This window comes from Thermodesulfobacterium sp. TA1, from assembly GCF_008630935.1.
GTDB lineage: Bacteria > Desulfobacterota > Thermodesulfobacteria > Thermodesulfobacteriales > Thermodesulfobacteriaceae > Thermodesulfobacterium.
The window spans coordinates 1,553,037-1,575,247 of the sequence record NZ_CP043908.1; the positions used below are offsets into that span (position 1 = coordinate 1,553,037).

The 22,211-nt window shown below is 38.1% G+C and carries 17 protein-coding genes; 6 read left to right on the forward strand and 11 right to left on the reverse strand.

Features of this window, described 5'->3' with window-relative positions:
• Window positions 1-5: 5 nt before the first annotated feature.
• From F1847_RS07855 to F1847_RS07900, 10 genes are all read right to left on the reverse strand, one after another.
• A complete protein-coding gene (locus F1847_RS07855) occupies window positions 6-2,093 on the reverse strand; it encodes a molybdopterin-dependent oxidoreductase (protein ID WP_150072504.1) in 2,088 nt (695 codons plus the stop codon).
• A 156-nt stretch (window positions 2,094-2,249) separates the two neighbouring features.
• Complete coding sequence (gene nrfD / locus F1847_RS07860; RefSeq protein WP_150072505.1) at window positions 2,250-3,440, reverse strand: NrfD/PsrC family molybdoenzyme membrane anchor subunit; 1,191 nt, start codon at window positions 3,438-3,440, stop codon at window positions 2,250-2,252.
• Between the two features lie 2 nt (window positions 3,441-3,442).
• Complete coding sequence (locus F1847_RS07865; RefSeq protein ID WP_150072506.1) at window positions 3,443-4,405, reverse strand: 4Fe-4S dicluster domain-containing protein; 963 nt, start codon at window positions 4,403-4,405, stop codon at window positions 3,443-3,445.
• 147 nt (window positions 4,406-4,552) lie between these two features.
• On the reverse strand, window positions 4,553-6,163 hold the full coding sequence (gene hmcA, locus F1847_RS07870; RefSeq protein WP_150072507.1) for a sulfate respiration complex hexadecaheme cytochrome HmcA: 1,611 nt from the start codon (window positions 6,161-6,163) through the stop codon (window positions 4,553-4,555).
• Window position 6,164: 1 nt separating this feature from the next.
• The gene (locus F1847_RS07875) at window positions 6,165-7,493 is read right to left on the reverse strand and encodes a (Fe-S)-binding protein (protein ID WP_150072508.1); all 1,329 of its coding nucleotides are present in this window, start codon (window positions 7,491-7,493) and stop codon (window positions 6,165-6,167) included.
• Between the two features lie 10 nt (window positions 7,494-7,503).
• The gene (tmcC, locus tag F1847_RS07880) at window positions 7,504-8,160 is read right to left on the reverse strand and encodes a TmcC family electron transfer complex membrane anchor subunit (RefSeq protein ID WP_150072509.1); all 657 of its coding nucleotides are present in this window, start codon (window positions 8,158-8,160) and stop codon (window positions 7,504-7,506) included.
• A gap of 2 nt (window positions 8,161-8,162) precedes the next feature.
• The gene (locus tag F1847_RS07885; RefSeq protein ID WP_150072510.1) at window positions 8,163-9,365 is read right to left on the reverse strand and encodes a hypothetical protein; all 1,203 of its coding nucleotides are present in this window, start codon (window positions 9,363-9,365) and stop codon (window positions 8,163-8,165) included.
• Between the two features lie 97 nt (window positions 9,366-9,462).
• Window positions 9,463-9,954, reverse strand: coding sequence for a 23S rRNA (pseudouridine(1915)-N(3))-methyltransferase RlmH (locus tag F1847_RS07890; protein WP_150072511.1), 492 nt, complete (start codon window positions 9,952-9,954; stop codon window positions 9,463-9,465).
• Window positions 9,918-12,050, reverse strand: a complete 2,133-nt coding sequence (locus tag F1847_RS07895) for an LPS-assembly protein LptD (protein WP_168194302.1) — start codon at window positions 12,048-12,050, stop codon at window positions 9,918-9,920. The genes F1847_RS07890 and F1847_RS07895 overlap by 37 nt, the downstream gene beginning before the upstream one ends.
• An 82-nt stretch (window positions 12,051-12,132) precedes the next feature.
• Entirely contained in the window at window positions 12,133-12,432 is a 300-nt protein-coding gene (locus tag F1847_RS07900; RefSeq protein ID WP_150072513.1) for a ferritin family protein, read from the reverse strand.
• Window positions 12,433-12,771: 339 nt separating this feature from the next.
• Here F1847_RS07900 and fdnG point away from each other — a divergent pair, with 339 nt between their 5' ends.
• Both fdnG and F1847_RS07910 read left to right on the forward strand, forming a co-directional pair.
• Window positions 12,772-15,819, forward strand: coding sequence for a formate dehydrogenase-N subunit alpha (gene fdnG, locus F1847_RS07905; RefSeq protein WP_150072514.1), 3,048 nt, complete (start codon window positions 12,772-12,774; stop codon window positions 15,817-15,819).
• A 66-nt stretch (window positions 15,820-15,885) separates the two neighbouring features.
• On the forward strand, window positions 15,886-16,614 hold the full coding sequence (locus F1847_RS07910; protein ID WP_150072515.1) for a 4Fe-4S dicluster domain-containing protein: 729 nt from the start codon (window positions 15,886-15,888) through the stop codon (window positions 16,612-16,614).
• Between the two features lie 141 nt (window positions 16,615-16,755).
• On the opposite strand, the gene F1847_RS07915 is transcribed toward F1847_RS07910, so the two are convergent.
• Entirely contained in the window at window positions 16,756-17,955 is a 1,200-nt protein-coding gene (locus F1847_RS07915) for an IS110 family transposase (protein WP_150071129.1), read from the reverse strand.
• On the opposite strand from F1847_RS07915, the gene F1847_RS07920 reads away from it, so the two are divergent.
• The 4 genes from F1847_RS07920 to F1847_RS07935 are packed head-to-tail and all read left to right on the forward strand — an operon-like array spanning window position 17,911 to window position 22,210.
• Window positions 17,911-18,168 carry a hypothetical protein gene (locus F1847_RS07920; RefSeq protein ID WP_150071130.1) on the forward strand — a complete coding sequence of 86 codons (258 nt, stop codon included), beginning with the start codon at window positions 17,911-17,913 and terminating at the stop codon, window positions 18,166-18,168. The genes F1847_RS07915 and F1847_RS07920 overlap by 45 nt on opposite strands.
• Before the next feature lie 25 nt (window positions 18,169-18,193).
• Complete coding sequence (fdhE, locus tag F1847_RS07925; RefSeq protein ID WP_150072516.1) at window positions 18,194-18,946, forward strand: formate dehydrogenase accessory protein FdhE; 753 nt, start codon at window positions 18,194-18,196, stop codon at window positions 18,944-18,946.
• On the forward strand, window positions 18,946-20,877 hold the full coding sequence (locus F1847_RS07930) for a molybdopterin biosynthesis protein (RefSeq protein ID WP_150072517.1): 1,932 nt from the start codon (window positions 18,946-18,948) through the stop codon (window positions 20,875-20,877). The genes fdhE and F1847_RS07930 overlap by 1 nt, the downstream gene beginning before the upstream one ends.
• Before the next feature lie 31 nt (window positions 20,878-20,908).
• Window positions 20,909-22,210, forward strand: a complete 1,302-nt coding sequence (locus F1847_RS07935; RefSeq protein ID WP_150072518.1) for a phenylacetate--CoA ligase family protein — start codon at window positions 20,909-20,911, stop codon at window positions 22,208-22,210.
• The last annotated feature ends 1 nt before the right edge of the window (window position 22,211 follow it).

A 22,211-nucleotide genomic window follows, 5' to 3' on the forward strand; every position in this document is an offset into this window, starting at 1 on the left:
TTTTTTTAAACTTTTTTAACCTTTACAAAGGTTTCAAAAAGAACACCTGTATGACTTCCTGCCCCAAACTTATCAAAAGCTCCTTTGAGCAATCTTCCCTCGTTAAGGCCTTTACCATAGCTTCTGGTAAGCCAAGGAATGTCGTTCTGATAACCCCTAATCATAAACACCGCCTCAGGATGGATGTGAGGGGTTACCTTAGCTTTGATTTTTCCTGTAAAATCTCCTGAAGAGACCTCTACTAAGTCCCCGTCCTTTATACCTAATTTTTCAGCCACTTCGGTATTTATCCAAAGCTCGTTTTCTGGTTTAATCTCGTTTAACAATGGATTGTTTTGGGTCCTTACATGGGTATGCATCCCCGCCCTTCCAAAAATAAGACGAAACTCGCCTTCTTCAATTTTTGGTTTTTCTGGGGTCTTATATTGATAAAAATTAGGGACCTCTCTTTCTTGCATTTTAGAAGACACTATTTCAATCTTGCCTGAAGGGGTCTTAAACTTTAACTGGTCCTTAGAATAAAGTATCTGCTCCTTACAAAGAGGCACAAACCCTTTTGCGTCAAAATCCTCTATTCTTACTCCTGTTCCTTCTAATTGATAATTCCAGATGTCTTCTATGGTCTCATAAGGAACATACTTTTCTAAACCAAGTTTTTTACATAACTGGGTAAAAATCCACCATCTGGGCTTGGTGTCAAAAACTGGATCTATGGCCTTTCTCCTTACGATAAAAGCAGGTTTAGCCCCTCTTTGTAAGCCTATGATATCATCCCTTTCAAGATAGGTTGATTCTGGAAGGATTACGTCTGCAAACCAACCGGTAGTTCCATAGTCTACAGGGATATGAACTAAGAGTTCTAAATTTTGGACGATTTCTTTAATATCTTTTAAAGGCATTCCAGCAAAGGGATCATACCTGTAAACAAAAAGGGCTTTTATAGGATAAGGCTCTCCAGTCTTGATAGCCTTAAAGAGGTGTAAAATATGTCCTGCACCGTCATATAAAAAGCCCTTCCCAGATTCAGCTTCTATTCGCTTGTCCTGAGGAGCAGGGATGGGGTCTAAAAGACTTTTTAGAGGTTGAGCCCCTACTTCCTTTGGAGATTTAGCTAAAATTAAACCACCCTTCTGGTCTAAGTTCCCAAGTAAAAAGTTAAGTATCCAAACCGCCCTGGCAAAGTAAAACGAATCCATATACCTTGCACCAAACCAATAAGGATATACTATAGCCCTTGGTTTTGCCTCCCCAAGCTCTCTTGCCAGCTTTATAATCTGATATTCAGGCACTCCAGACTCTGCTTCAGCCCATTTAGGGCTATATAGCTTGATAAAATCTTCCAATTCTGTAAGCCCCAACATGTGCTTAGACACAAAATCTCTGTCATACAGGTCTTCTTTTAATATCTGATGAATAAGGGCTAACACCACAGCGTAGTCTGTACCTGGCCTTATCTTTAAATACCTTGTAGCCTTGGTAGCGGTAACGTTTACCCTGGGGTCAAAATAAGTAAGTTTAGCGCCTTTTTCTAAGGCTTTAAGCACGTTGTTAGCCTCTTTTACGACTACCGCATCAAAAAAAGCCCTACCAAAGGAAACTATATGTTTGGCATTGGCAAAATCGTAACTAATCTGATTCCTTTGGATACCTATTAAACTCTGTAAGGCAAGGTCTACGTTTTTTCTGCAAAGGTCATCATGGTTAAAATAGTTAGGAGATCCTATGGCCCTAATAAAAACCCTTTGCATCTCTCCAAAAAGTCCGCCTCCTCTGTCTAAAAGAGCTACAGATTTAGCCCCATATTTACCGATGATTTCAGACAATCGGTTAGATATATAACTTAAAGCTTCATCCCAAGAAACTCTTTTCCACTCCCCAGACCCTCTTTCTCCTGTTCTAACCATCGGGCCTTGAGGTCGTTCAAAATCATACACATGAACCAAACCAGCAGCCCCTCTAGCACAAAGAGCTCCTTCAATCCCGGCAGCATAAGGATTACCCTCTATCCACGTAACCCTTCCGTCGGTTACCTCAACCCTTATAGGACACCGAGCAGAACACATACCACATACCGAAAAAACCTGTTTCTTCATGTGCCCCTCCGCTTTTCAGATTTATTCAAACCTTTTTGGAATCTTTTAGCAAAAATTGTGCCTAAAAAATAAAGTAAAAATTTTTTGATTTAAAGAGGTTTTATAGAGAATCTATAAGCTTAATGCACATAACAATTGTGCCAAAAGGGACAATTTTTATTCTGAAAGGATCGGAAGTCTTCTAAGCATAAACCTTGAAGAAAGAACAATCATGGTTGCCATCGAAAGAGAAAGGGCTACTTCCATCCAAGAAGGATAATATTTTTGTTGCCACGGAATATACCAATTATAGGCTATAAGGCAAACCACCACACGATTAAAAATTATCCCTAAAGCTACCCAAAAAGCAGAAATCCTTACCCAAAAGGCTTTTTCCGCTTTTATCGCCCACGAAAGCAAAACCAGGGGACATATCACAAAAATTAAATGTTCTAAAACGAAGAGGATACCATAAGAAGAAAAAAAGTAACCTAATTTTTCCTGATGGACCAGGTCCAAAACCTTCAGGAATAAATACAAGCTTAAAACCACGGCAAGAGCTTTTCCAAGGCCTAAGGTTTTTCTATCAAACATTTCTGGGTTAAACTCTTTAAGGTTTTGTTTAAAAAAACGATGGGTGATGGTGCTTTCTATCACCACGATCGAAACTCCTGCCGCTATCGCAGAAATAAGGAAAAACAACGGTAAAAGAGGTGAGTACCAAAGAGGATGCACCTTAGTTGGTGCTATCAAAAACAGCGCACCCAAGGCTGATTGATGTCCACCGGCTATTATTACCCCAAAAGCCGTAGCCCAAACCCCTAAAGAAGCAAAGAAATTTTTAGCCTTTTCTTTACCTAACCACTCAAAAAAAACCGGAAACCATTCTACTAAACATATCATAATATAAAGGAAAAAGTGCCAACCAACCAAGAACAGCACCGATTCTAAACCCCAAGACCATATTATAGGATAAAAAACCCTATAATATCTTCCAAGGTCAAAAAGAAGGGCTATGACCGCAAAAACATAACCTACAAGGCTTGAAAGAATGGCTGGTTTGGCAAAACTTTTATACTCTTTCATCCCAAAAAGATAAACCGCGGTTCCTACCGTTAAACCCGGAGCAGCAAGGGCAATACCTGCTAAGATATCAAAGGCAATCCAAAGCCCCCAAGGATAATCGTTGTTTAAATTGGTAGCAGGACCGAGCCCAAAAATCAGCCTATAGGCTATGGCATAAAATCCGAAAAGTAAAATAATGCCTGCTATCAGATTCCAAGGGGTAAAAAGCCCGACGATATAGGTTTTAAAATCAGGAGCCAAAAGTAGCTTTTGTTTAAAACCCTTTGCCTCAACCTTTTCCATCTTTACTCTCCGTCCTTCCCCTTCTTAAAAACCATCTTATAGGCTAAATAAGCCAACACAGGAGAGGCTAAAATTTCTAAAACTTTTACGGCAAAAAGATAGTTTCTGGTATAAACCGCCGGGCTTTGTTTATAGCCGGTTGGCAACCCGATAGCCTCAAAAGGCACAGGAGAAAGGTATAACCAACTGGTTCCCCCAAAATCATCCTCTCCATAAACTTTAGGGAAATACCTATCAGGATTATCTGCTATCAATTTATGCGCTATTTTTAACAACTCCTCCCTTTTACCAAACTTAAGGGCATCTGCAGAACAGACCGCTACACAAGCAGGGACCTTACCCTCTACCACCCTATCAAAGCACATCGTGCACTTAGTAACTTGAGGGGTTATAGGGTCATAGTATTCATAGGCTGGTATATCAAAAGGACAGGCAATCATACAATATCTACAACCTACGCATACTTCAGGATTATAAAGCACCGCCCCTTCCTCTGTTTTTGTAAAAGCCCCCACAAAGCAAGAAGAAGCACAGGCAGGATCTAAACAGTGCATACATTGTCTTTTCACATAAACTACCTTTCCGTTCACCTCAAACCTGTTTACTACCGTAAAAGCCCCTGCTGAAGGCCTTCTAATCTTTTCGAAAACCGAATTTTTCTCAAACCTTGATTTTTCAAAATTTTCTATAGGTTGGTTAGGATTTTTATTCCATTCATTACAAGCCCATTCACATCTACGGCAACCTATACATTTAGTAACATCAAAAAGTACTGCATAGCCGCCTTCTTGAGGCTTTTGTTTAGTGTCCTTTCTTTTGCGATAAATTTCCCAGTTCTTGGTATTAGCCTTGGTATGGGTAGCTTTAAAACCTTTTTCCTCTTCCTCATTAAGCTTAAGGTTAAGATTTATCGTCAAAAATCCTGGTAAACCTACAATACCTTTTAAAAAATCCCTTCTATTCATAGCCTTTTCCTAAAATTTTTTCTTAGGTTTAAACCATAAAAAAAGTAATATAAAAACAAAAAAAGCAGCTCCAGAAATTACGTATTCTGCTCCATGATAACTAAAAAGTTTTTCCCAAATATACATTTTTTACCCCTTAACACTTCCTTAAAACCTAATTATACTCCTCTCTTTCTTCGATGTATGACAACTATCGCAGGTCATCGCTTTTTCTATCCTTAGATATTCATGGCACTTTATACACTGCCCGTGGTAAGCCGCTTGTAGTCTTGGTCTTTCAGGATGAAGAGGGTTAAACTCTATTCCGTGGCAGTTAACACATTTTAGCTCTTGCCCTTTTGTCTTTTCATCTACCCTTGCCTTATGATGACACCCTTTACAAAGAGTTTTCTCTTCCTGATGAAAATAAACAGAGAGCCTGTTATCTAAGGTCTTATTACTCAAGCTTTCTATGATTTTTTTATGGGGCAGGATAGCCTTTTCAAACTCTTTTGATAAAACCTCTATCTCTATCTTAGGTTCTATTTTACCAGAATAAGGCTTTAAGGTTTTAAAAATAGCCTTTTGTTTGCCGGTATGACATTTAAAACAAGAATCCTTAGAGGCTATCTCTGTGCGAGAAGTATCTTTTTTATCCAAATGATGACAGGCTAAACATTCTGCCCTTGCCTTTATTTCCTTTTGATGGCATCCCTGGCAGGTCCTTTCTGAATAAAGAGAATGAAAGGCGGTAACGGCGTTGACAAAATTACCTTTAGGAATACCTTCTAAAGTGTGACAATTACGGCAGGCTTCAAGCCTTTCATGATGACAATCTCGACATTTTTTGGTTGTAAACTGATGGACCTTATGGTTAAAAACAACCCCTTGCATCTTAGAACCTTTAGAAAACTCCATAAAATAAAAATCTTTTTGTCCTCTATCTGGCCTTGGGGCTTGTGCAAGGGCTTCTAAGGTTTTAGTCTCACCTTTATGACATTCACTACAAGTGATCGGTCCAGCCTTTTTATCCTCCTTTTTAAGATCAACATGACAGTTTAAACACAACCCATGGTAGGCCTGAGAAAGGCTCAAGCCTTTTTCTTGAGCTACCTTTAAAATCTGGGTTAACTCAGGACCTCTTTTTCTACTAAAGTCGTGGCAGTAATAGCAAGACTCTTCTTTACCTTTAACATACTTTAAAGTCCTTGTCTTATCAGCCTCTTCTAAATCATAGGTATGATGACATTTTTCACACTTTTGGTCTAACTCTTTTACATGATTTGCATGATAGACCCAATCAAAATCAAACATAGGATAGGTTATATCTTTTTTAAAATATCGATTAACATGACAGTCTCCGCAAGAAAGCCTAACCGGTCCGTAAGGTTTACCTTCAGACTTCTTTTGCTGATGACATTGGATGCAGGCTTGATGGTAAAGGTCCTTTAATTTTTCTGGGTCTTTAAGGGATAAAAACTCTTTCGGAAAGACAAAACGCAAAGTGCCGTTTTCTCCTGAAGGATGACAAACATTACAACCTTCCTTTTCAAGGGATTTTACATGTTTTCCATGGTGAAACAAAACCGGTGCATACTCTAAATCACCAAAAATTTCCGAATGTTTAATAAGAAGAACATTGCCCTTTACTTCTGAGGAATCCAAAGGATGTTTGTGCGATTTTAACGTTTCGGTTAAGCCTAAAGGATTAAAAAACCAGCCTAAACCCAACATAAACAAACCTGCTATCAGACCTACCAAACTTTTGCTTCCTTTCATTTTAAGGCCTTAACCTCTCAGGGATTTCCATATGTTCTGCTATTAGGTCAGCCAAAAATTTTACATGAGCATCAACTTTATAATGTTCTAGCAAGTCCTCTATCCCTTTATGACAGGTATGACAGGGAGCTATCACCAATTTGGCTCCTGTTTCTTTTATCTGTTCTACTTTTACTTTACCCCCTTCTATTCTTGCCATTTTCCACGGAGGACCTGCATCTACCATACCTCCCCCTGAGCTACAGCAATAGTTATATTCTTGATTAGGGGTCATGTCTACGAAGTCCTCGCAAAGCTCTTTTACGATAAACCTGAGCTTTTCTCCTAACCCTCTATATCTTACTATATTGCAGGGATCCTGTAAGGTAGCCTTTTCTTTAACTTTATGAGCAATCTTTATTCTTCCTTGACTTAAGATTTCATAAAAAAATTCTACCGCATGGAGAAAAGGAATAGGGGGTTCTTTCCAGCCTAAGAGTCTAGCCGATTCATAAAGAGCTGCCCGGTAAGCATGCCCACACTCGGTTATTAAAATCCTTTTTACTCTAAGTTTAGAGGCTATCTCATAATGTCTTTTGGTTATTAAAGTCATCGTCTCAAAATCATGCATATAAAGAGATTTGTTGGTATAGTCCCAACCATCGGTATCAGGTAAGGTGAAATCAACTCCAGAGGCAAGCATTATCTTAAGCATGTTTGAAAGAAGTGGGGTCATGTACTTAGCCTCAAGCCCATGGATAAGCAACAAAATATCTGCGTCTTTTTTACCTAAAGGAATCCTGGCATTTTTTATCTCATATCTAAGCTCATCCTCTATCCATTGTATCGTGTCTATCCATTCATCTTGCTTAAACCAAAGCATGTTATAAGAAGCCATATGGCTATAAACCTGGTCTTGGATAAACTGAGGGGCTACCCCTAAAACCCCGCAAAGCCTCCTAACCAAAGAAATCAGATAGGCAATATCAATCCCAAAAGGACAAAACTGGGTACAACGACGACAAAGGTTACACTCGGTAAAAGCAATCCTGGCATACCTTTTAAGGTCTTGTTTAGCGATGTTACCCTTCTTTGCTATCAGGTCCCCTAAGGTAAGTTTTACCTTGGCTGCTGGGGCATAGCTTGGGTCTCTGTCATGGGATAAATAATGATGGCAAGACTCAGAGCAAAGCCCGCAATGCATGCAGGTTTCTAAAAAGGTCTTGAACCTAACGGTAGCTTCTTGGTTTAAAACCCTTTCTATCGCCCTTCTAATCTTTTGTTGGTCCAAACGCTCTATCGCTTTATCTATCCCTATGTCTGATACTGGTTTTCTTACAAACCCTTCCATAACCTCTTCCTTAATAATCCTTAGATCGCCTTACCGCTCCAAACTCTGAGGCAGTATGCGCCCTTATTAGCCAAAAATAAAAGATATGTGAAAGCTTAGTAAACGGAATTAAAACTAACATTATTTCTCCTAATAAAATGTGTATACCTGATATCACCTGATAGTTAAACAAAATCTGATATCTAGCTAAAAATCCGGTTAAAAACACTAAAATCACTAAAATCAAAAAAACATAGTCTGTAAAAGTGCTTAAATACTTAGCATCCCTTACCAAAAGACGCCTTGCTAACAAGATTAACCCGCAGATAATAGTAAGGCCTGTTAAAAAGTCTGAAACCAGATTAGGTAAGGCCCACCAACTAATCCCCCAAGATTCTTTCCAAAGTTCGATATGCCCTAAGAAAAAAATAGGTGTTAGTAAAAGGCCTACATGGAAAAAATAACTTATAAGGGTAAAAAGAGGTCTTTGCCTCATGCTATAGCTACCTAAAGGTAAAAGCCAGAATAAATAGGACCTAAGGGTATACTTTAGACTAAAATATCCATAAAGCACTTTATCTTTTTGGGCTTTTTTAAAAAAAACATAAAGATTATAAACTGAACCTAACAGGAATATTAAAAAGGCTGCCCAAGCTAAAGGCCCTCTTACCAATTCAAAAAAAGACATCGTTAAACCTTCACTTCTTTAGTAAAATAAACCTTATTTTTTATCCCTCTTACTAAAACCTTATCTTCCTCTAAAAAAACAGGGTCCCAAAGATAACTATAAGGTCCTTCTAAAACTTTATTGTCTACTACTAAATAATAACTATTATCTTTTTCTGCCTTAACCGCAATCTTACTGCCCTGAGGATTGAAAACAGGGTCCCCTATTTTTTCCCAAACTATATCCCAACACTCCCCATCTACTGCCAATCCCCATTTATCTTGGTCTCTTACCACGGCCGCTACCCTTTCTCCATCAGGACTAAAATGGGGGGCTAACACACATTGTCCAAAAGTTATCCTCCAGACTTTTTCGTCTACTGCTAAGGTCCATTTTCCTAACTCTAACGCTACCACCGCCGCTACTCTCTTTTTCTCAGGAAAAACCTTAAGGTTCCACAACTGGGCAAAAGGTCTTCCCCAAAAGGAACTCCCATTACAGTATAGCTCCCATCCCTTATCGGTTTTTACCGGAGCTACCACCTGATTTTCATCTAAAAACCTTGGTTCCCAGACCTGATAAAAGGTCTTGTCCCATAAAAGCCCATCTACTGCTATGGTAAAACTTCTATCAGGTAACCTTACAGCTACGGCTACTTTAGACTCTTGAGGACTAAAATCACAACCAAACACAGCTAAAAACCTTCTATCCCAGTACGAATCATTTATCGCCAAAGACCACATACCTTTGGCAAAATTAAAAATCTCTAAAACCGGATAGTTCTCTAACCTTACATAGGTGGCGACCTTACTTCCTGTTGGAGAAACAAAAAGGTCCCTTGCATCATAAAAAGAGTTGCTCCAGGAAGTTCCGTCTACACAAACCGTATAACTTCCTTCTACTTTAACATTAGCCAGGACCTTTTTCCCAGAATTGTCTGATTTCAAATTCCAAAGGTATTCAAAAAATTCTTCCCACAAAACCCCATCTTTCCAGACCGTCCATAGACCGTCCTTTTGCACCGAGGCGATTAAACTTCCGTTAGAGACAAACTGGAGGAAATTAACCTTTTCAAAAGGCTCATCTATTATCTTTCCGTTAACCCAGATAAAACTTTGCCCTTCTTGGTCTTCAACCACCGTGGCTATGTTATCTCCTAAGGGACTAACCACTAACTCTGAAAAATTAACGTATTTCTCCAGCCAACGAAGGTCTACAGGGGTCATCTTAGCTAAACTATTTAGCGTTAATGAGAATAAAAGTCAAGAGCTTTTTTAGAGGATTACAGCCAAAAATCTTATTTTTTGGTTGATTTTTTATAAATTATTCCCTATGATAGGGAATTTTCTTTAATATGGTTAAACTTCTATAAAGAGCTTCCATTAAAACAAGCAAGGCTATTTCGTGATTAAGAGTTAAAGAAGAAAGACTAAGAAGGAAGTCTGCCCTTTGCTTAAACTCATCGGACAAACCTTCTGGTCCTCCTACTAAAAAACATAAATCCTTAGAGGCTTCAAGCCATTTTTCTATCTTCATAGCAAGGATTTTTGTATTTAGGCTTTGTCCTCTTTCGTCTAAGACTACTAAAAATTCATTCCCATTAAGATGTTTCTTTAGGATCTTGCCTTCTAACTTTAGTCTTTCTTCTTTATCTTGTATTCCACTTTTTACCTTAGGAAAACAAACCTCTATGGGGCATAAAGGTGAAATTTTTTCTACATAAGAATCGACCCCTTCTTTTACAAAGCTAAACTTTAAAGGTCCAGGGGCTAAAACCTTTATTTTTCTAATCCATAACCTCCTAACCCTTTTAATTCTACCCTAAAGAAAAATTTAGTATCTTTGGGGGTGACCGAAACTCCTCCTCCCAACAAATAACAGTCGTGTAGATAAGTAAGACCAAACCTCATTTCGGTGTTTTCCTCACGTATCAGATTTCGGCTTAGATAAAAATCTGTCTGAAACCTTTGAGCAAGACGTTGAGAGAGGTATAAGGTTAGTTGCCGAGAATTCCAGGCCTTATCGTCTTGAAAAGTTAATCCTATTCGGTCGATAAACCTGTCGTTTATTCCCAAAGAAAGAGAATGCTTTTTAAACCCCAAACCGTAAAAGTTATAGCTTCCATCATATCTTAAGGAAAAATTTGGGGCATAGTTAACCAATATCTGGAGGCTTAAATCGGAAAATTTCCTTTTTTCTGAAGAAATAGCCGTAGGAATTTCTTCTGCGTTAAACTGATATTGTTGATAAACCTTTAACTTCAAAAGATCTGGCTGATTTTTTAGTCTGAAAACCTGCCACAACCCGTATTCTAAGGTGTTTATTTCTTCCTTAGTAAGGTCTTCATAGTTAAAAACAGGAAAAACCTCTTCAGAAGGCTTTTTCTTAAAATAATATCCTATATAAGGCTTAAAAACATGTAAAAAATCTATCCTCTGGTTAAACGGAAGGTCAACCTCATAAAATTTAAAAAACTGGGCATACGAAGTAAAAGAAACATCATAATAAGACTTATTAAAGGTACTTTTTTCAAACCCTTTAGGGTCATCTAAACTATAATAATTTAAAGTATAACTTGCTTTAAGTTCGTTAAACAAAAAAGAGGTTTTAAAAGGATAGGCAAGCTCTAAGTTCGAACTTATCTTGTGCCCATAATAACCTTCTTTTCTAAAACTATAGTTGTGATTAAAACTAAGGCTTGTAATTAGGTCTCCCAAAGTCTTAAAAGGTAAAAGATTTAGCCGAAAAACCCAGAGAGGCTGTAGCACAGAATCTTTATCAGAATTCCCGTGATAATCCAGATAAGTGTTTTCTATCCTTGAATAAAGGCTACCACGGTAATATTGTCCCCAAAAACGGGAGGTCCTATATTCTTGAGTTTTTTCTTCTAATGACCTTTGAAGTCTTTCTAAAAAAAGGATTTTAGAAGAAGAAAAGCCGTTTTCTCCTACGTCAAACTCCTCTAAGAAGTCTTTATTAGAAACAAGGTCTATGTCTAAATGAAAATCTAAATTTGGTTTAGGTGCGTAATCAACCTTTCCTACAAACCACCACTTATGCTTTTTATTTTCTGTGCCAATAGTTTCAATAAGTGCTTTTTCATCGTCTTTAAGATACCTTAATTTTAGTATCCCTTCTAAAGGCTCAAGCAACCTAAACTGAGTTTCCAAGTCTAAAAGCAGGCCTTTTTTAGTAAGAAACATGGGAGAAAAGGTAAAATCAACCTGGTCGGTATAAGGCCAAAAAAAGGGAAGTTGTATCCCCAAGCCTAACCTATTACCTTGAACAAACTTTGGGAACAAAAAACCGGTACTTCGTTGAGGGGTCATAGGAAGACTTACCTTGGGCACATAAGCGGTTTTAGGAAAATAAACTACCGTTTGTTTTTTTATCTTAAACTTTGTAGCCTCACCACTACTTATCCCTTCTGGGGTCAGAATAAAATCCTTAACCTCTAAACTCCAAGGAGGAAAATCCCTTTCATTTTCACAATCAAACTCACAAGTACTGACTAAGGCACTTTTAGCTAAGTATTCATTTAAGGCATTTTTATGCAAGTCTTTAGCCTTAATTCGAATACCTTCTTTTTTTAAATACATAAAAACATTGTTACCCCAAAGTTCTTCATTTCTCAGGTCTAAAAAAGCTTGGTCTCCCTCAACGGTTGCGTTTTGGGTAAAATCAAAGATTTTATATTGGTAAAGGATTAGGTATTGAGTAGGAACTTCATAGGTAACCTTTTTAGCCCAGACAAGCATTTTATCAGTCTGAATGACTACATCTCCTTCGGCTACCAAGGTTTTAAAGTTGTTAAAAGCTTGTAATTTTTGAGCGGTAACTTCAAGAGGCTTAGATACTGAAGCAAAAACTGAAAAAAAAGTAAAAACAATACTTCCTAAAATTAAAACCAAAAAGACTCCATAAAATCTTAAGCAACTTAAATATTTCATGATAAGTTAATAAGTCTATATTTAAAGCTGAAGGTCTAAAAGGTTATTCTTCCTCTTCTTCTCCTTCTAAAAGTTCGTTCACTTCTTCTTCGCCGGCTTCTAACTCTTCTTCTTGCTCTTCATCCTTGATAAGTAGCATCGATAAAAACTCGCCTACATGGGTTTTTTCTTCTCTGGCTATATCAAGAAGGATAGCCTTTAAGTTTTCATCTTCGGTTAATGAAGCCAACTGTTCATAAAGATTGATAGCGTCAAGCTCTGCCATCAAGGCTATTCTAAGGATCTGTTTATCTAAATCTTCTTCGTCAAGCCTGGAAAGGTCAAAAGGAATCTTAGAAAGCATAGTTCTTCCTCCTTTAAGAAAAGATTTTTTAAAATTTATTTTATAAGAGTATTTTAGCTTGTATTCTTTTAAAAAGCAAGCAACCTCTTTACCATATCAAACGACCCAAGGTTAAAAATTTTAGAAGAAGCCTTTTGCTTATCTTTTGGGCAGAAAAAGAAACTCTCAATATCTAAATTGATTGATAAAGAAAATTTAAGTTTTATTAAAAAAAAAGAAAAAAAAGGTGAAATAATTATTTAAAATAGGTTATAATTCTCTTTTTTGATTGTTGATTATTTTTTTAAGTTAACTTAAAAATTTAATATTAAGAAGTAAATAAAAAGAGGAGGTATAATTATGGGTGGAATAAGTAGACGAGATTTTTTAAAGTTATCTATAGGTTCTTTAGTTTTAAGCTCTATTTCTATAGACCTTTCTCCTGTTAAGGCTTATGCTGCTACCGAGCTTAAGATTAAAAATGCTAAAGAAACTACTTCTGTTTGTCCTTATTGTTCGGTTGGGTGTAGCTTAATCGTTTATGCTAAAGGAGGGAAGGTAGTTCAGGTTGAGGGTGACCCTGATAGTCCTATTAATGAAGGAGCTTTATGTCCAAAAGGTGCTTCGTTGGTTCAAATGGCTAACAATCCTTATAGGGTTACAGAGCCTCTTTATCGTGCTCCAGGGGCTACTGAATGGAAAAAGGTTTCTTGGGAATGGGCTTTATCTGAGATAGCAAAAAGGGTAAAGGCTACAAGGGATAAGTATTTTATCATTAAGGATGAAAAAGGACGAGTGATTAATAGACTTGAGACTATCGCTCATGTAGGCTCAGCTGCACTTGATAACGAAGAATGCTATCTTTTACAAAAATTGATGAGGTCTTTAGGCCTTGTTTACATAGAGCATCAGGCGCGAATATGACACAGCGCCACCGTGGCGGCTCTGGCAGAGTCGTTTGGAAGAGGCGCAATGACTAATCATTGGGTTGACTTAAAAAACGCCGATGTGATCATCGTTATGGGAGGTAATCCTGCTGAAAACCATCCTATTTCTATGAAATGGATATTAAAGGCTAAAAAAGAGAGAGGTGCTAAACTTTTAGTAATAGACCCAAAATTTACCAGGACAGCTTCTAAAGCAGACCTTTATGTACCTATTCGTCCAGGAACAGATATAGCCTTTTTAGGTGGACTTATTAAATACATTATAGATAACGAACTCTATTTCAAAGAATACGTGATTAACTATACAGACCTTTCCTACTTAGTAGACCCAAATTTTAAAGGTCCTGAGGATTTAGACGGTTATTTTTCAGGATACGACCCTAAAGCAAGAAAATATAATAAAAATACTTGGAAATATCAATTAGACGAAAAAGGTATTCCTAAAAAAGATCCTACACTAAAAGACCCAAACTGTGTTTTTCAGCTTATTAAAAAACATTATAGCCGTTATACTTTAGATATAGTCTCTGAGATTACAGGGGCACCTAAAGAAAAAATCCTTGAGGCCTATAAGATTATCGCTTCAACCGGAAAGCCAAATAAAGTAGCTACTATTTGTTATGCTATGGGATGGACCCAGCATACAGTAGGAGTTCAGAACATAAGATCTATGTCTATCATTCAACTTCTTCTTGGTAATGTTGGGATGGCTGGAGGTGGAGTTAACGCTTTAAGAGGAGAAAGCAATGTCCAAGGCTCAACCGATATGGGGATTCTTTTCCACATCTTACCAGGCTATCTTCCGACCCCAAAGGCTTCTTGGGTTGATTTAAAGACTTATATAGAAAAAAATACACCCAAAACTGCCGAACCTAAGAGCCTTAATTGGTGGAAAAACAGACCTAAATATATCGTGAGCTTGCTTAAAGCTTTTTATGGAGACAATGCAACCAAAGAAAACGATTTTTGTTATAGTTATCTTCCAAAGCTTGACGATGATAAAACCTATAGCTGGTATGACATCTTTGATGCTATGTATAAAGGCAAAATAAAAGGATTTTTTGCTTGGGGACAAAATCCGGCTTGTTCAAGTGCCAATGCTAACAAGGTAAGAAAGGCTTTAGCTAAGCTTGATTGGTTGGTCTGTGTCAACCTTTGGGACAACGAAACTTCATCTTTCTGGAAAGGTCCTGGAATGGACCCAAAGAAGGTTAAGACAGAAGTCTTTTTCTTGCCTTGCGCCTCATCGGTAGAAAAACAGGGAAGTATTACCAACTCAGGAAGGTTAGCCCAGTGGAGGTATAAAGCGGTTGAACCTCCCGGAAAGTGTTTACCTGATGCTGAAATTATAAATGAACTTTATTTAAAGATTAAACAACTTTACCAAAAACAGGGTGGGGTATTTCCTGACCCGATAGTTAAGCTTAATTGGAATTATGGAGAAAAACATGTAGATATAGAGAAAGTAGCTAAAGAAATAAACGGTTATTATACTCAAGATGTAGCTTCACATCCTATAGATAAAAAATCTTACAAGAAGGGACAACAAGTTGCTTCTTTTGTGTTTTTACTTGATGATGGTTCTACTGCTTGTGGTAATTGGATTTACTCTGCAGCTTTTACTGATGCAGGTAATATGATGAAAAGAAGAGGGAAAGAAGACCCAACAGGACTTGGTTTATATTCTAACTGGGCTTGGTGTTGGCCTGTTAACAGAAGGATCCTTTACAATAGGGCAAGTGTAGACCCGATGGGTACTCCATGGGATCCACAAAGACAGGTTATAAAATGGGATGCTCAAGCTAAGAAATGGGTAGGAGATATCCCTGATGGTCCACAACCACCTTTAGCCATGGAAGGTGGGGTCCTTCCTTTTATCATGAAGCCTCTTGGTGTGGGGACTATTTTTGGTTCTGGTTTAGCAGATGGCCCATTCCCCACCTATTATGAGCCGGTAGAGTCGCCTTTTAAGAACCTACTTTATCCTAAGGTCCATTTTAACCCGGTTGCTAGGACCTATGATAGCCCAGAGGATAAGTTTGTGGTAGGATTAGATCCCAAATATCCTTATGTAGGAACTACCTACAGGGTAACTGAACACTGGCAGACAGGTGTTATGACCAGACACACACCGTGGTTACTTGAGCTTGAACCACAAATTTTTGCGGAAATAGACCCAGAGCTTGCTAAAGAAAAAGGTATAAAAAGTGGGGATAGAGTAATTATATCAAGCCCAAGAGGAGAAATCTGGGCGATAGCTATCGTTACAGAAAGAATGAGGCCTCTTGTAGTACAGGGTAAAAAATGTCATGTTATAGGTATACCTTGGCATTATGGATGGAGATTTCCTGAGAATGGTAAAGGAGGAGACAGCGCTAACCTACTTACACCTAATGTAGTTGACCCAAATACTTTTATCCAAGAGACAAAGTGCTTTATCGTAAACATAAGAAAAGCTTAATTTGAAAATAGAGGGGAGGAGGGAGTTTCTCCCTACCTCCCTTAAAAAATCTAAAGGAGGAAAGGTATGGCACGCAAAGCTTTATTAATAACCCCAGACCTTTGTATAGGATGTAGAGGTTGTCAGGTAGCTTGTAAATCTTGGAACGACCTTCCAGCAGAAGAGACTAAAAACAATGGAACTCATGAGAACCCCCCAGACCTTACAGGTTATACTTATAACCGTATTCGGTTTATCGAAAAAGTAAACGAAAAAAACGAAGTCCAGTGGCTGTTTGTAAGCCACAGATGTTTACACTGTGGAGAACCTGCTTGTGTAGAAATCTGTCCTGTAAAAGCCTTGAAAAAAGACCCAGATACTGGGATAGTTTATTATGATAAGACCCAGTGTATAGGTTGTCAAGCTTGTCAAGCAGCTTGTCCTTTTAACATTCCGAGATACGATAAAAACGGTAAGATTTCAAAGTGTCATTTCTGTATAGACAGGGTAAAGGCAGGTCTTACCCCGGCTTGTGCGAAGACTTGTCCCACAGGTGCTATAAAGTATGGAGACCGTGATAGCTTGATAAAAGAAGCTAAGACAGAAGGTTATACTGTGCTTTATGGCGAGACAGACTTAGGAGGATTAGGGGTAGTATATGCTTTAAAGGCTTCTCCTAAAGAATATAATCTGGCTGAAAATCCGAAAAAACCTGAAAACTTGATTGCCATGGGACAGATGTTGAGAGCCCTTATAGAAAAGGGTGTAGCTCTTTCTCCTTCTGTGCTTAAGGATATCGGGTTGCTAAAAGGATAAAATAAAAACCGGTTTTTAAAACTTTTTTTATCCTTAAAAAAGGGGAGAAAAACTTTCTCCCCTTTTTTCTTTTTTATCTTAAGTTATTATAATAATGTAGTAAAAAAACAGTTTAAAGAGTCAACTATCAGAAAATAGGAATTAAACATGAGAGACCTCCAGAACAGGGAACTTAGAAAAAGCAGGATTAAAGAAAGTTTTTTTTCTACAAATTGCATAGATAACTCTTATAAGTTTGTTTACAACTGCTATCATAGCTTTCTTATAACTGCCAAAGTTTTTCTTCTTACGTATAAAATAGGATCTGAAGTAAAAATTCCATTTTACTACACCTACCGCCATCTGGAAAAGAACATTTCTGAGAAAGCTCGACCCTTGCTTAGATATGCTCATCTTAGCTTTATACTTACCAGATTGTTTTGTTACTGGGTCTGTGCCCGCAAACTTTATGAGCTTTTTGGCATTAGAAAATCTTTTTACGTCTCTGATTTCAGCCAAAAAGAGACTTGCAAGTTTAGAGGAAATACCTTTTATAGAGGAAATGAGCTTAATTTGTTCTTGCTGGTCTTCATCCATTTTCTCTACAAGCATCTCTTCAAGCTTTTTTATTCTTGGCTCAAGGAAAAAGAGTTTTTCGATGTAGATGATAAGAGTTTGAGAGAGATAAGGATTGTCAACCCCGATAGAGTTTTTAGCAAGGTTTATGACTTCATCGGGAGAAAAGGAAGGGGTTTTACCTTTAGGAACAGAGGATTTAATAATTTCGGAAATTTCATTTGGTTTAGCTTTTTTAAGGGTTTTAGCAGAGGGGAATTTAAGGAGTATGTTAAGGAAGGAGTGGGAGTAAATATTAAAGTGCTTTTCAGCTTCTGGGAAAAGAACAGTGAGGGCGTATTTGATTTGAGTTTTAGCTTCAGCAAGTTCATGTTTAAGTTTTTGGATAAGACGAGAAGCACTACGGAGTTCAGAGTTTTCAGGATAGGATTTAAGGAATTCAGGGTTATTAAGAGCGAAGAGTGCAAGGATTTTGGCATCTTTTGTGTCGTATTTAGAGGGGTTGTTAGCGGAGATAAATTCAAAGAATCTGTGGACGATTTTAGGGTTAAGGATGAAGGTTTGGATATCTTTTTCAACGAGGAAGCAGTAAAGGGGGATGTGGAACCTACCAGAGGATTCCATAACAACGATAGGGTCAGAGAGGGTTTTGAGAAGGTTAAAGAAATCAGAGAAGCCTTGAAGAGACATAGAGAGTTTGCCGGAGGAGAGGGTTTTAGCTTCATGGTTAAGGATGCAGAAGTGGAAGTTATCTTTAGAAATGTCAACACCGATGTAATGGGTCATGATGCTACCTCCTTTTTAAGATTTTTGTCCCTCACACCATCCTCCCGAGTAGCTGGGGCTTTGGTAGCCCAACCAACTTATCGGGTGTTGAGGGACAGAGGGACATACTCCTTAAGAGGCTCAAAGGCCTACCAAAAATGGAGTCCCTGTCCCTCTCTAACTTATAAGCTTTTGTTTTATTATACAAAACAAAATGTGTTAAACAAACCTTAACATAAAAATTGCAGGAGGTGTAAAAATGGAATTAAAGGTTTGGATAGATCAGCTTAAGATGGAAAGACCTCATTTAGAAGGAGTTTTAAGCTTGTATGAAAAGGTAGTTAGGTTTAATAAGGATTGTGAAAAAATTCTTGAAAACAGTGCCCCCACTGAAAGTTTGGATAAACTTTTAGAAAGTTTTGGCATAACCTTTGAAGTACCTTATGAGTTTATTTCTTATTTAAAGGAGATTTTAGGTAATAAAGGGGAAGAGGTGTTAAATAACCCAAGAGAATTATGGGACCTAAACTTATCTGAGGAAAAAGAAGTCCCTGAGGAAGAGATAAAAAGAATGCTTTTTTTGTTGAGCCTTCCTCTTTTTAGAAAACTTGCTTCAGAAAGAAGACCTAACCTTAGTCCAAAAGTAAACAATAGATGTCCTATTTGTGGAGAACCTTATTCTTTATCCTTAATAGACGAAAACAATAAACGTCATTTTCTTTGTTCTATTTGTGGGTATAAAGAAGAGGGATTTAGGATTGGTTGTAGTTATTGTGGGCATAGAGAGTGCGACAAAATAGACCTTTTAGTAGACGAAGATGAGATAAGGGTTGAACTTTGTAAAGATTGCAAGAGCTATATTAAGAGTTTTAAGGAAACCATCCCTATTTATCTTAAACATCCTGACCCTTATCTTATAGATTTAATCAGCCTTCCTTTAGAGGTGATTGCTCAAGAGCGTGATTTTATTAGAAGGTCCCCCAATATTTTGGGTATAAGGGAGATAAAGTAATGGGGAAAAAAGTTTTTCATGAGGTATTAAGTCTTACTGAGGCTATTAATAGGTTGATTAAAGTTTTTAAACAAAAGGTAGTTTATCCTCTTGAGGCTGAGAAGATAAAAGTAAAAGAGGCGTTAGGTAGGGTTACTGCTGAGCCTGTTTTTGCTAAGTGGTCGTCTCCTTATTTTCATTCGGCTGCGATGGATGGTTATGCAGTTAGGTCTAAGGATACTTTTACTGCTACAGAAAAAGACCCGGTGCCCCTAAAAATAGGGACTCAGGCTGTTTGGATAGAAACAGGAGACCCTTTACCTGAAGGGTTTGACACGGTTATTCCTATAGAAGAAGTAAATTTAAAAGGAGATTCTATAGAAATATACAAGGCTTATCCACCTTATCATGACGTTCGTCCTGTTGGGGAAGACATCGTGGCTACGGAGATGATCATTCCTGAAAATCATTTTATAAGGCCCTTTGAAGTGGGGGCTATGCTTGCAAGTGGGATATTAGAGGTTTTGGTAAGAAGAAAACCTAAGGTAGGCGTTATTCCTACTGGGTCTGAGTTAATTCCTCCTGAAGAAGCTGAAAAAGAGGGGCTCACCCCCCCATTTCTTATAGAGTATAATTCTTCGGTTTTAAAAGGGCTTTTAGAACAAGATGGGGCAGAGGTTAAGGTTTATCCTATAGCTAAAGATGAAGAACATTCTATAAAGTCTGCTATAGAAAAAGCTTTAGAAGAAAACGATTTAGTACTTTTAAACGCTGGATCAGGTTATGGAAAAGAAGACTTTACTTACAAGGTTCTAAACGATTTAGGGGAGATAATAATAAACGGTGTAGCCATCAAGCCTGGCAAACCTTTTATCGCAGCCTTTTGTAAAGATAAACCGGTTTTAGGAATACCAGGTTATCCTGTATCGGCTATTTTTTGTTATCAGCTTTTTGTAAGGCCCCTTCTTGAGCTTTATCTGGGAACTTCTCTTACCAAAGAAGAAAAAATAAAAGGGCTTCTTTCCCGTCAGCTTGCATCTCCTGTTGGGGTAGATGAGTTTGTGAGGGTTAAAGTGGGTAAAGTAGGAGATAAATACATAGTTTCTCCTTTAGGGAGAGGGGCTGGACTTCTTATGTCGGTGGTTAGAGCAGATGGTTATCTTTGGATACCTGCAGGTTCTGAAGGATTGTCTCCTGGCAAAGAGGTAGAGGTGTTTCTTTGGAGAAACAAAAAAGAGATAGACTATACCTTGGTATGTATAGGTAGCCATGACAATACCTTAGATATAGTCTACAACTTTTTGCGGAAAAGATATCCGCATATTTCTCTATCCTCAGCCCATGTAGGCTCTATGGGAGGACTAATAGCTATTAAAAAGAGAGAAGCCCATCTTGCAGGAACCCATCTCTTAGACGAGGCTACCGGAGAATATAACGTACCTTTTATAAAGAAAATTTTACCAGAACGTCCGGTAGTACTGATAAACCTTGTATACAGAGTGCAAGGGTTTATCGTAAAAAAGGGGAATCCTAAAAATATTCTCAGTTTTTCTGACCTTACACGAGAGGATGTGGTTTTCATCAATAGACAGGCTGGTTCCGGAACAAGGCTTCTATTGGATAAGCATCTAAAAGACCTTGGTATAGACCCCTCTCAGATAAGAGGTTATGACCAAGACGAGTATACACATATGGGGATTGCACAGGCGGTTGCCAGTGGAAGGGCAGATGTAGGGCTTGGTATTTATGCAGCGGCTAAGGCTCTGGATTTAGATTTTATCCCCGTTGCCGAAGAACGCTATGATATAGTTATTCCCAAAGAGTTTTTAGATTTGGAAATAATCCAGGCTTTTTTAGATATTGTAAGACACGATGAAGGGTTTAGAAATATGGTTTTAAGTCTTGGTGGTTATGATGTAAGGGATATGGGAAAAGTTATGTATGAAAGTTAAAAACAAAAGATAATAAAAGGAGGTAGGTAAGGTGGAGGTAAACTTTTGGGACCAAAAAGCAGAAACTTTACCTCAGGAAGAGTTAAGGGTGCTTCAGTTAGAGAAACTTAAAAAAGTGATAAGGTTAGTTTATGAGAGGGTACCCCATTACCGTAAAAAATTTGAAGAAGCCAAGGTAAAACCTGAAGATATAAAAAGTTTAGAGGATGTGGTGCGTTTACCTTTTACTACTAAAGAAGACCTTTTTGTAGACTATCCTTATGGCCTTTTAGCTGTGCCTTTAGAAGAGGTGGTGAGATTACACACCTCAAGTGGGACTACTGGAAAACCCAAGGCTTTATTTTTTACCAAAAAAGACATAGACGCCCAGGCAGAGTTGATAGCAAGGGCCTTGGTGATGACAGGAACTACCAGAGGCGATGTCCTTCAGAATTCTATGACCTATGGTCTCTTTACCGGAGCTTTGGTGATGCATTATGGAGCTGAAAAGGTAGGGGTTTTGGTAATACCTGCTGGGCCGGGGAACACAGAAAGGCAGATAGAACTTATGAAGACCTTTGGGACCACCTGTTTTCATATGACCCCCAGCTATGCCCTTTATGTAGCCTCGGTGCTTCTAAACAAAGGAATAGATCCTAAAAAAGATTTAAACCTTAAAAGGGCATACTTAGGGGCAGAACCTTATACTGAGGAAACCAGAAAGAAGATAGAGGAACTTTTAAGGATAGACGTTTACAACTGCTATGGGTTGTCTGAAATGGGAGGTCCTGGGGTAGGGTTTGAGTGTGTGTTTAAACAGGGTCTTCATATCTGGGAGGATGCCTTTTTGGCAGAAATAGTCAACCCTGAAACAGGAGAGCCTGTTAAAGAAGGCGAGGTGGGAGAGCTGGTTTTAACCTCACTTAACCGTGAAGGAATGCCGCTTATTCGTTATCGTACAAGGGACCTTACCTTCTTTTACACAGAACCTTGTTCCTGTGGAAGGACCCATAGAAGAATAAGTAGGATTTTAGGAAGGGCAGACGACATGTTTATCGTCAGAGGGGTAAACATCTTTCCGCAGCAAATAGAGGCGGTTTTGATGGGTATCAAAGGGGTAGCGCAAAACTATCAGATCGTCCTTGAAAACTATGATGAGATGGTAGTAAGGGTAGAGATAGACCGAGAGTTTTTCGACGGAAGAATAGAAAGACTGCTTAAACTTAAAGAAGAAATTATAGAAAAACTGAGAGAGGCTATACTGGTAAAGCCTAAAGTAGAGTTGTTAGAACCTGGGACCTTGCCTGTAAGTGAGGGTAAAGCCAAAAGGGTAATAGATAAAAGAACCTTATAAG

What these genes read in the sequence shown, in the direction of transcription:
- tmcC (WP_150072509.1), bottom strand. Translation starts at nt 8,160, where the DNA reads ATGTCTTTTTTTGAATTGGTAAGAGGGCCTTTAGCTTGGGCAGCCTTT.
- fdhE (WP_150072516.1), top strand. Translation starts at nt 18,194, where the DNA reads ATGGAATTAAAGGTTTGGATAGATCAGCTTAAGATGGAAAGACCTCAT.
- nrfD (WP_150072505.1), bottom strand. Translation starts at nt 3,440, where the DNA reads ATGGAAAAGGTTGAGGCAAAGGGTTTTAAACAAAAGCTACTTTTGGCT.
- F1847_RS07930 (WP_150072517.1), top strand. Translation starts at nt 18,946, where the DNA reads ATGGGGAAAAAAGTTTTTCATGAGGTATTAAGTCTTACTGAGGCTATT.
- F1847_RS07915 (WP_150071129.1), bottom strand. Translation starts at nt 17,955, where the DNA reads ATGACCCATTACATCGGTGTTGACATTTCTAAAGATAACTTCCACTTC.
- F1847_RS07875 (WP_150072508.1), bottom strand. Translation starts at nt 7,493, where the DNA reads ATGGAAGGGTTTGTAAGAAAACCAGTATCAGACATAGGGATAGATAAA.
- F1847_RS07885 (WP_150072510.1), bottom strand. Translation starts at nt 9,365, where the DNA reads ATGACCCCTGTAGACCTTCGTTGGCTGGAGAAATACGTTAATTTTTCA.
- F1847_RS07910 (WP_150072515.1), top strand. Translation starts at nt 15,886, where the DNA reads ATGGCACGCAAAGCTTTATTAATAACCCCAGACCTTTGTATAGGATGT.
- F1847_RS07900 (WP_150072513.1), bottom strand. Translation starts at nt 12,432, where the DNA reads ATGCTTTCTAAGATTCCTTTTGACCTTTCCAGGCTTGACGAAGAAGAT.
- hmcA (WP_150072507.1), bottom strand. Translation starts at nt 6,163, where the DNA reads ATGAAAGGAAGCAAAAGTTTGGTAGGTCTGATAGCAGGTTTGTTTATG.
- F1847_RS07865 (WP_150072506.1), bottom strand. Translation starts at nt 4,405, where the DNA reads ATGAATAGAAGGGATTTTTTAAAAGGTATTGTAGGTTTACCAGGATTT.
- F1847_RS07855 (WP_150072504.1), bottom strand. Translation starts at nt 2,093, where the DNA reads ATGAAGAAACAGGTTTTTTCGGTATGTGGTATGTGTTCTGCTCGGTGT.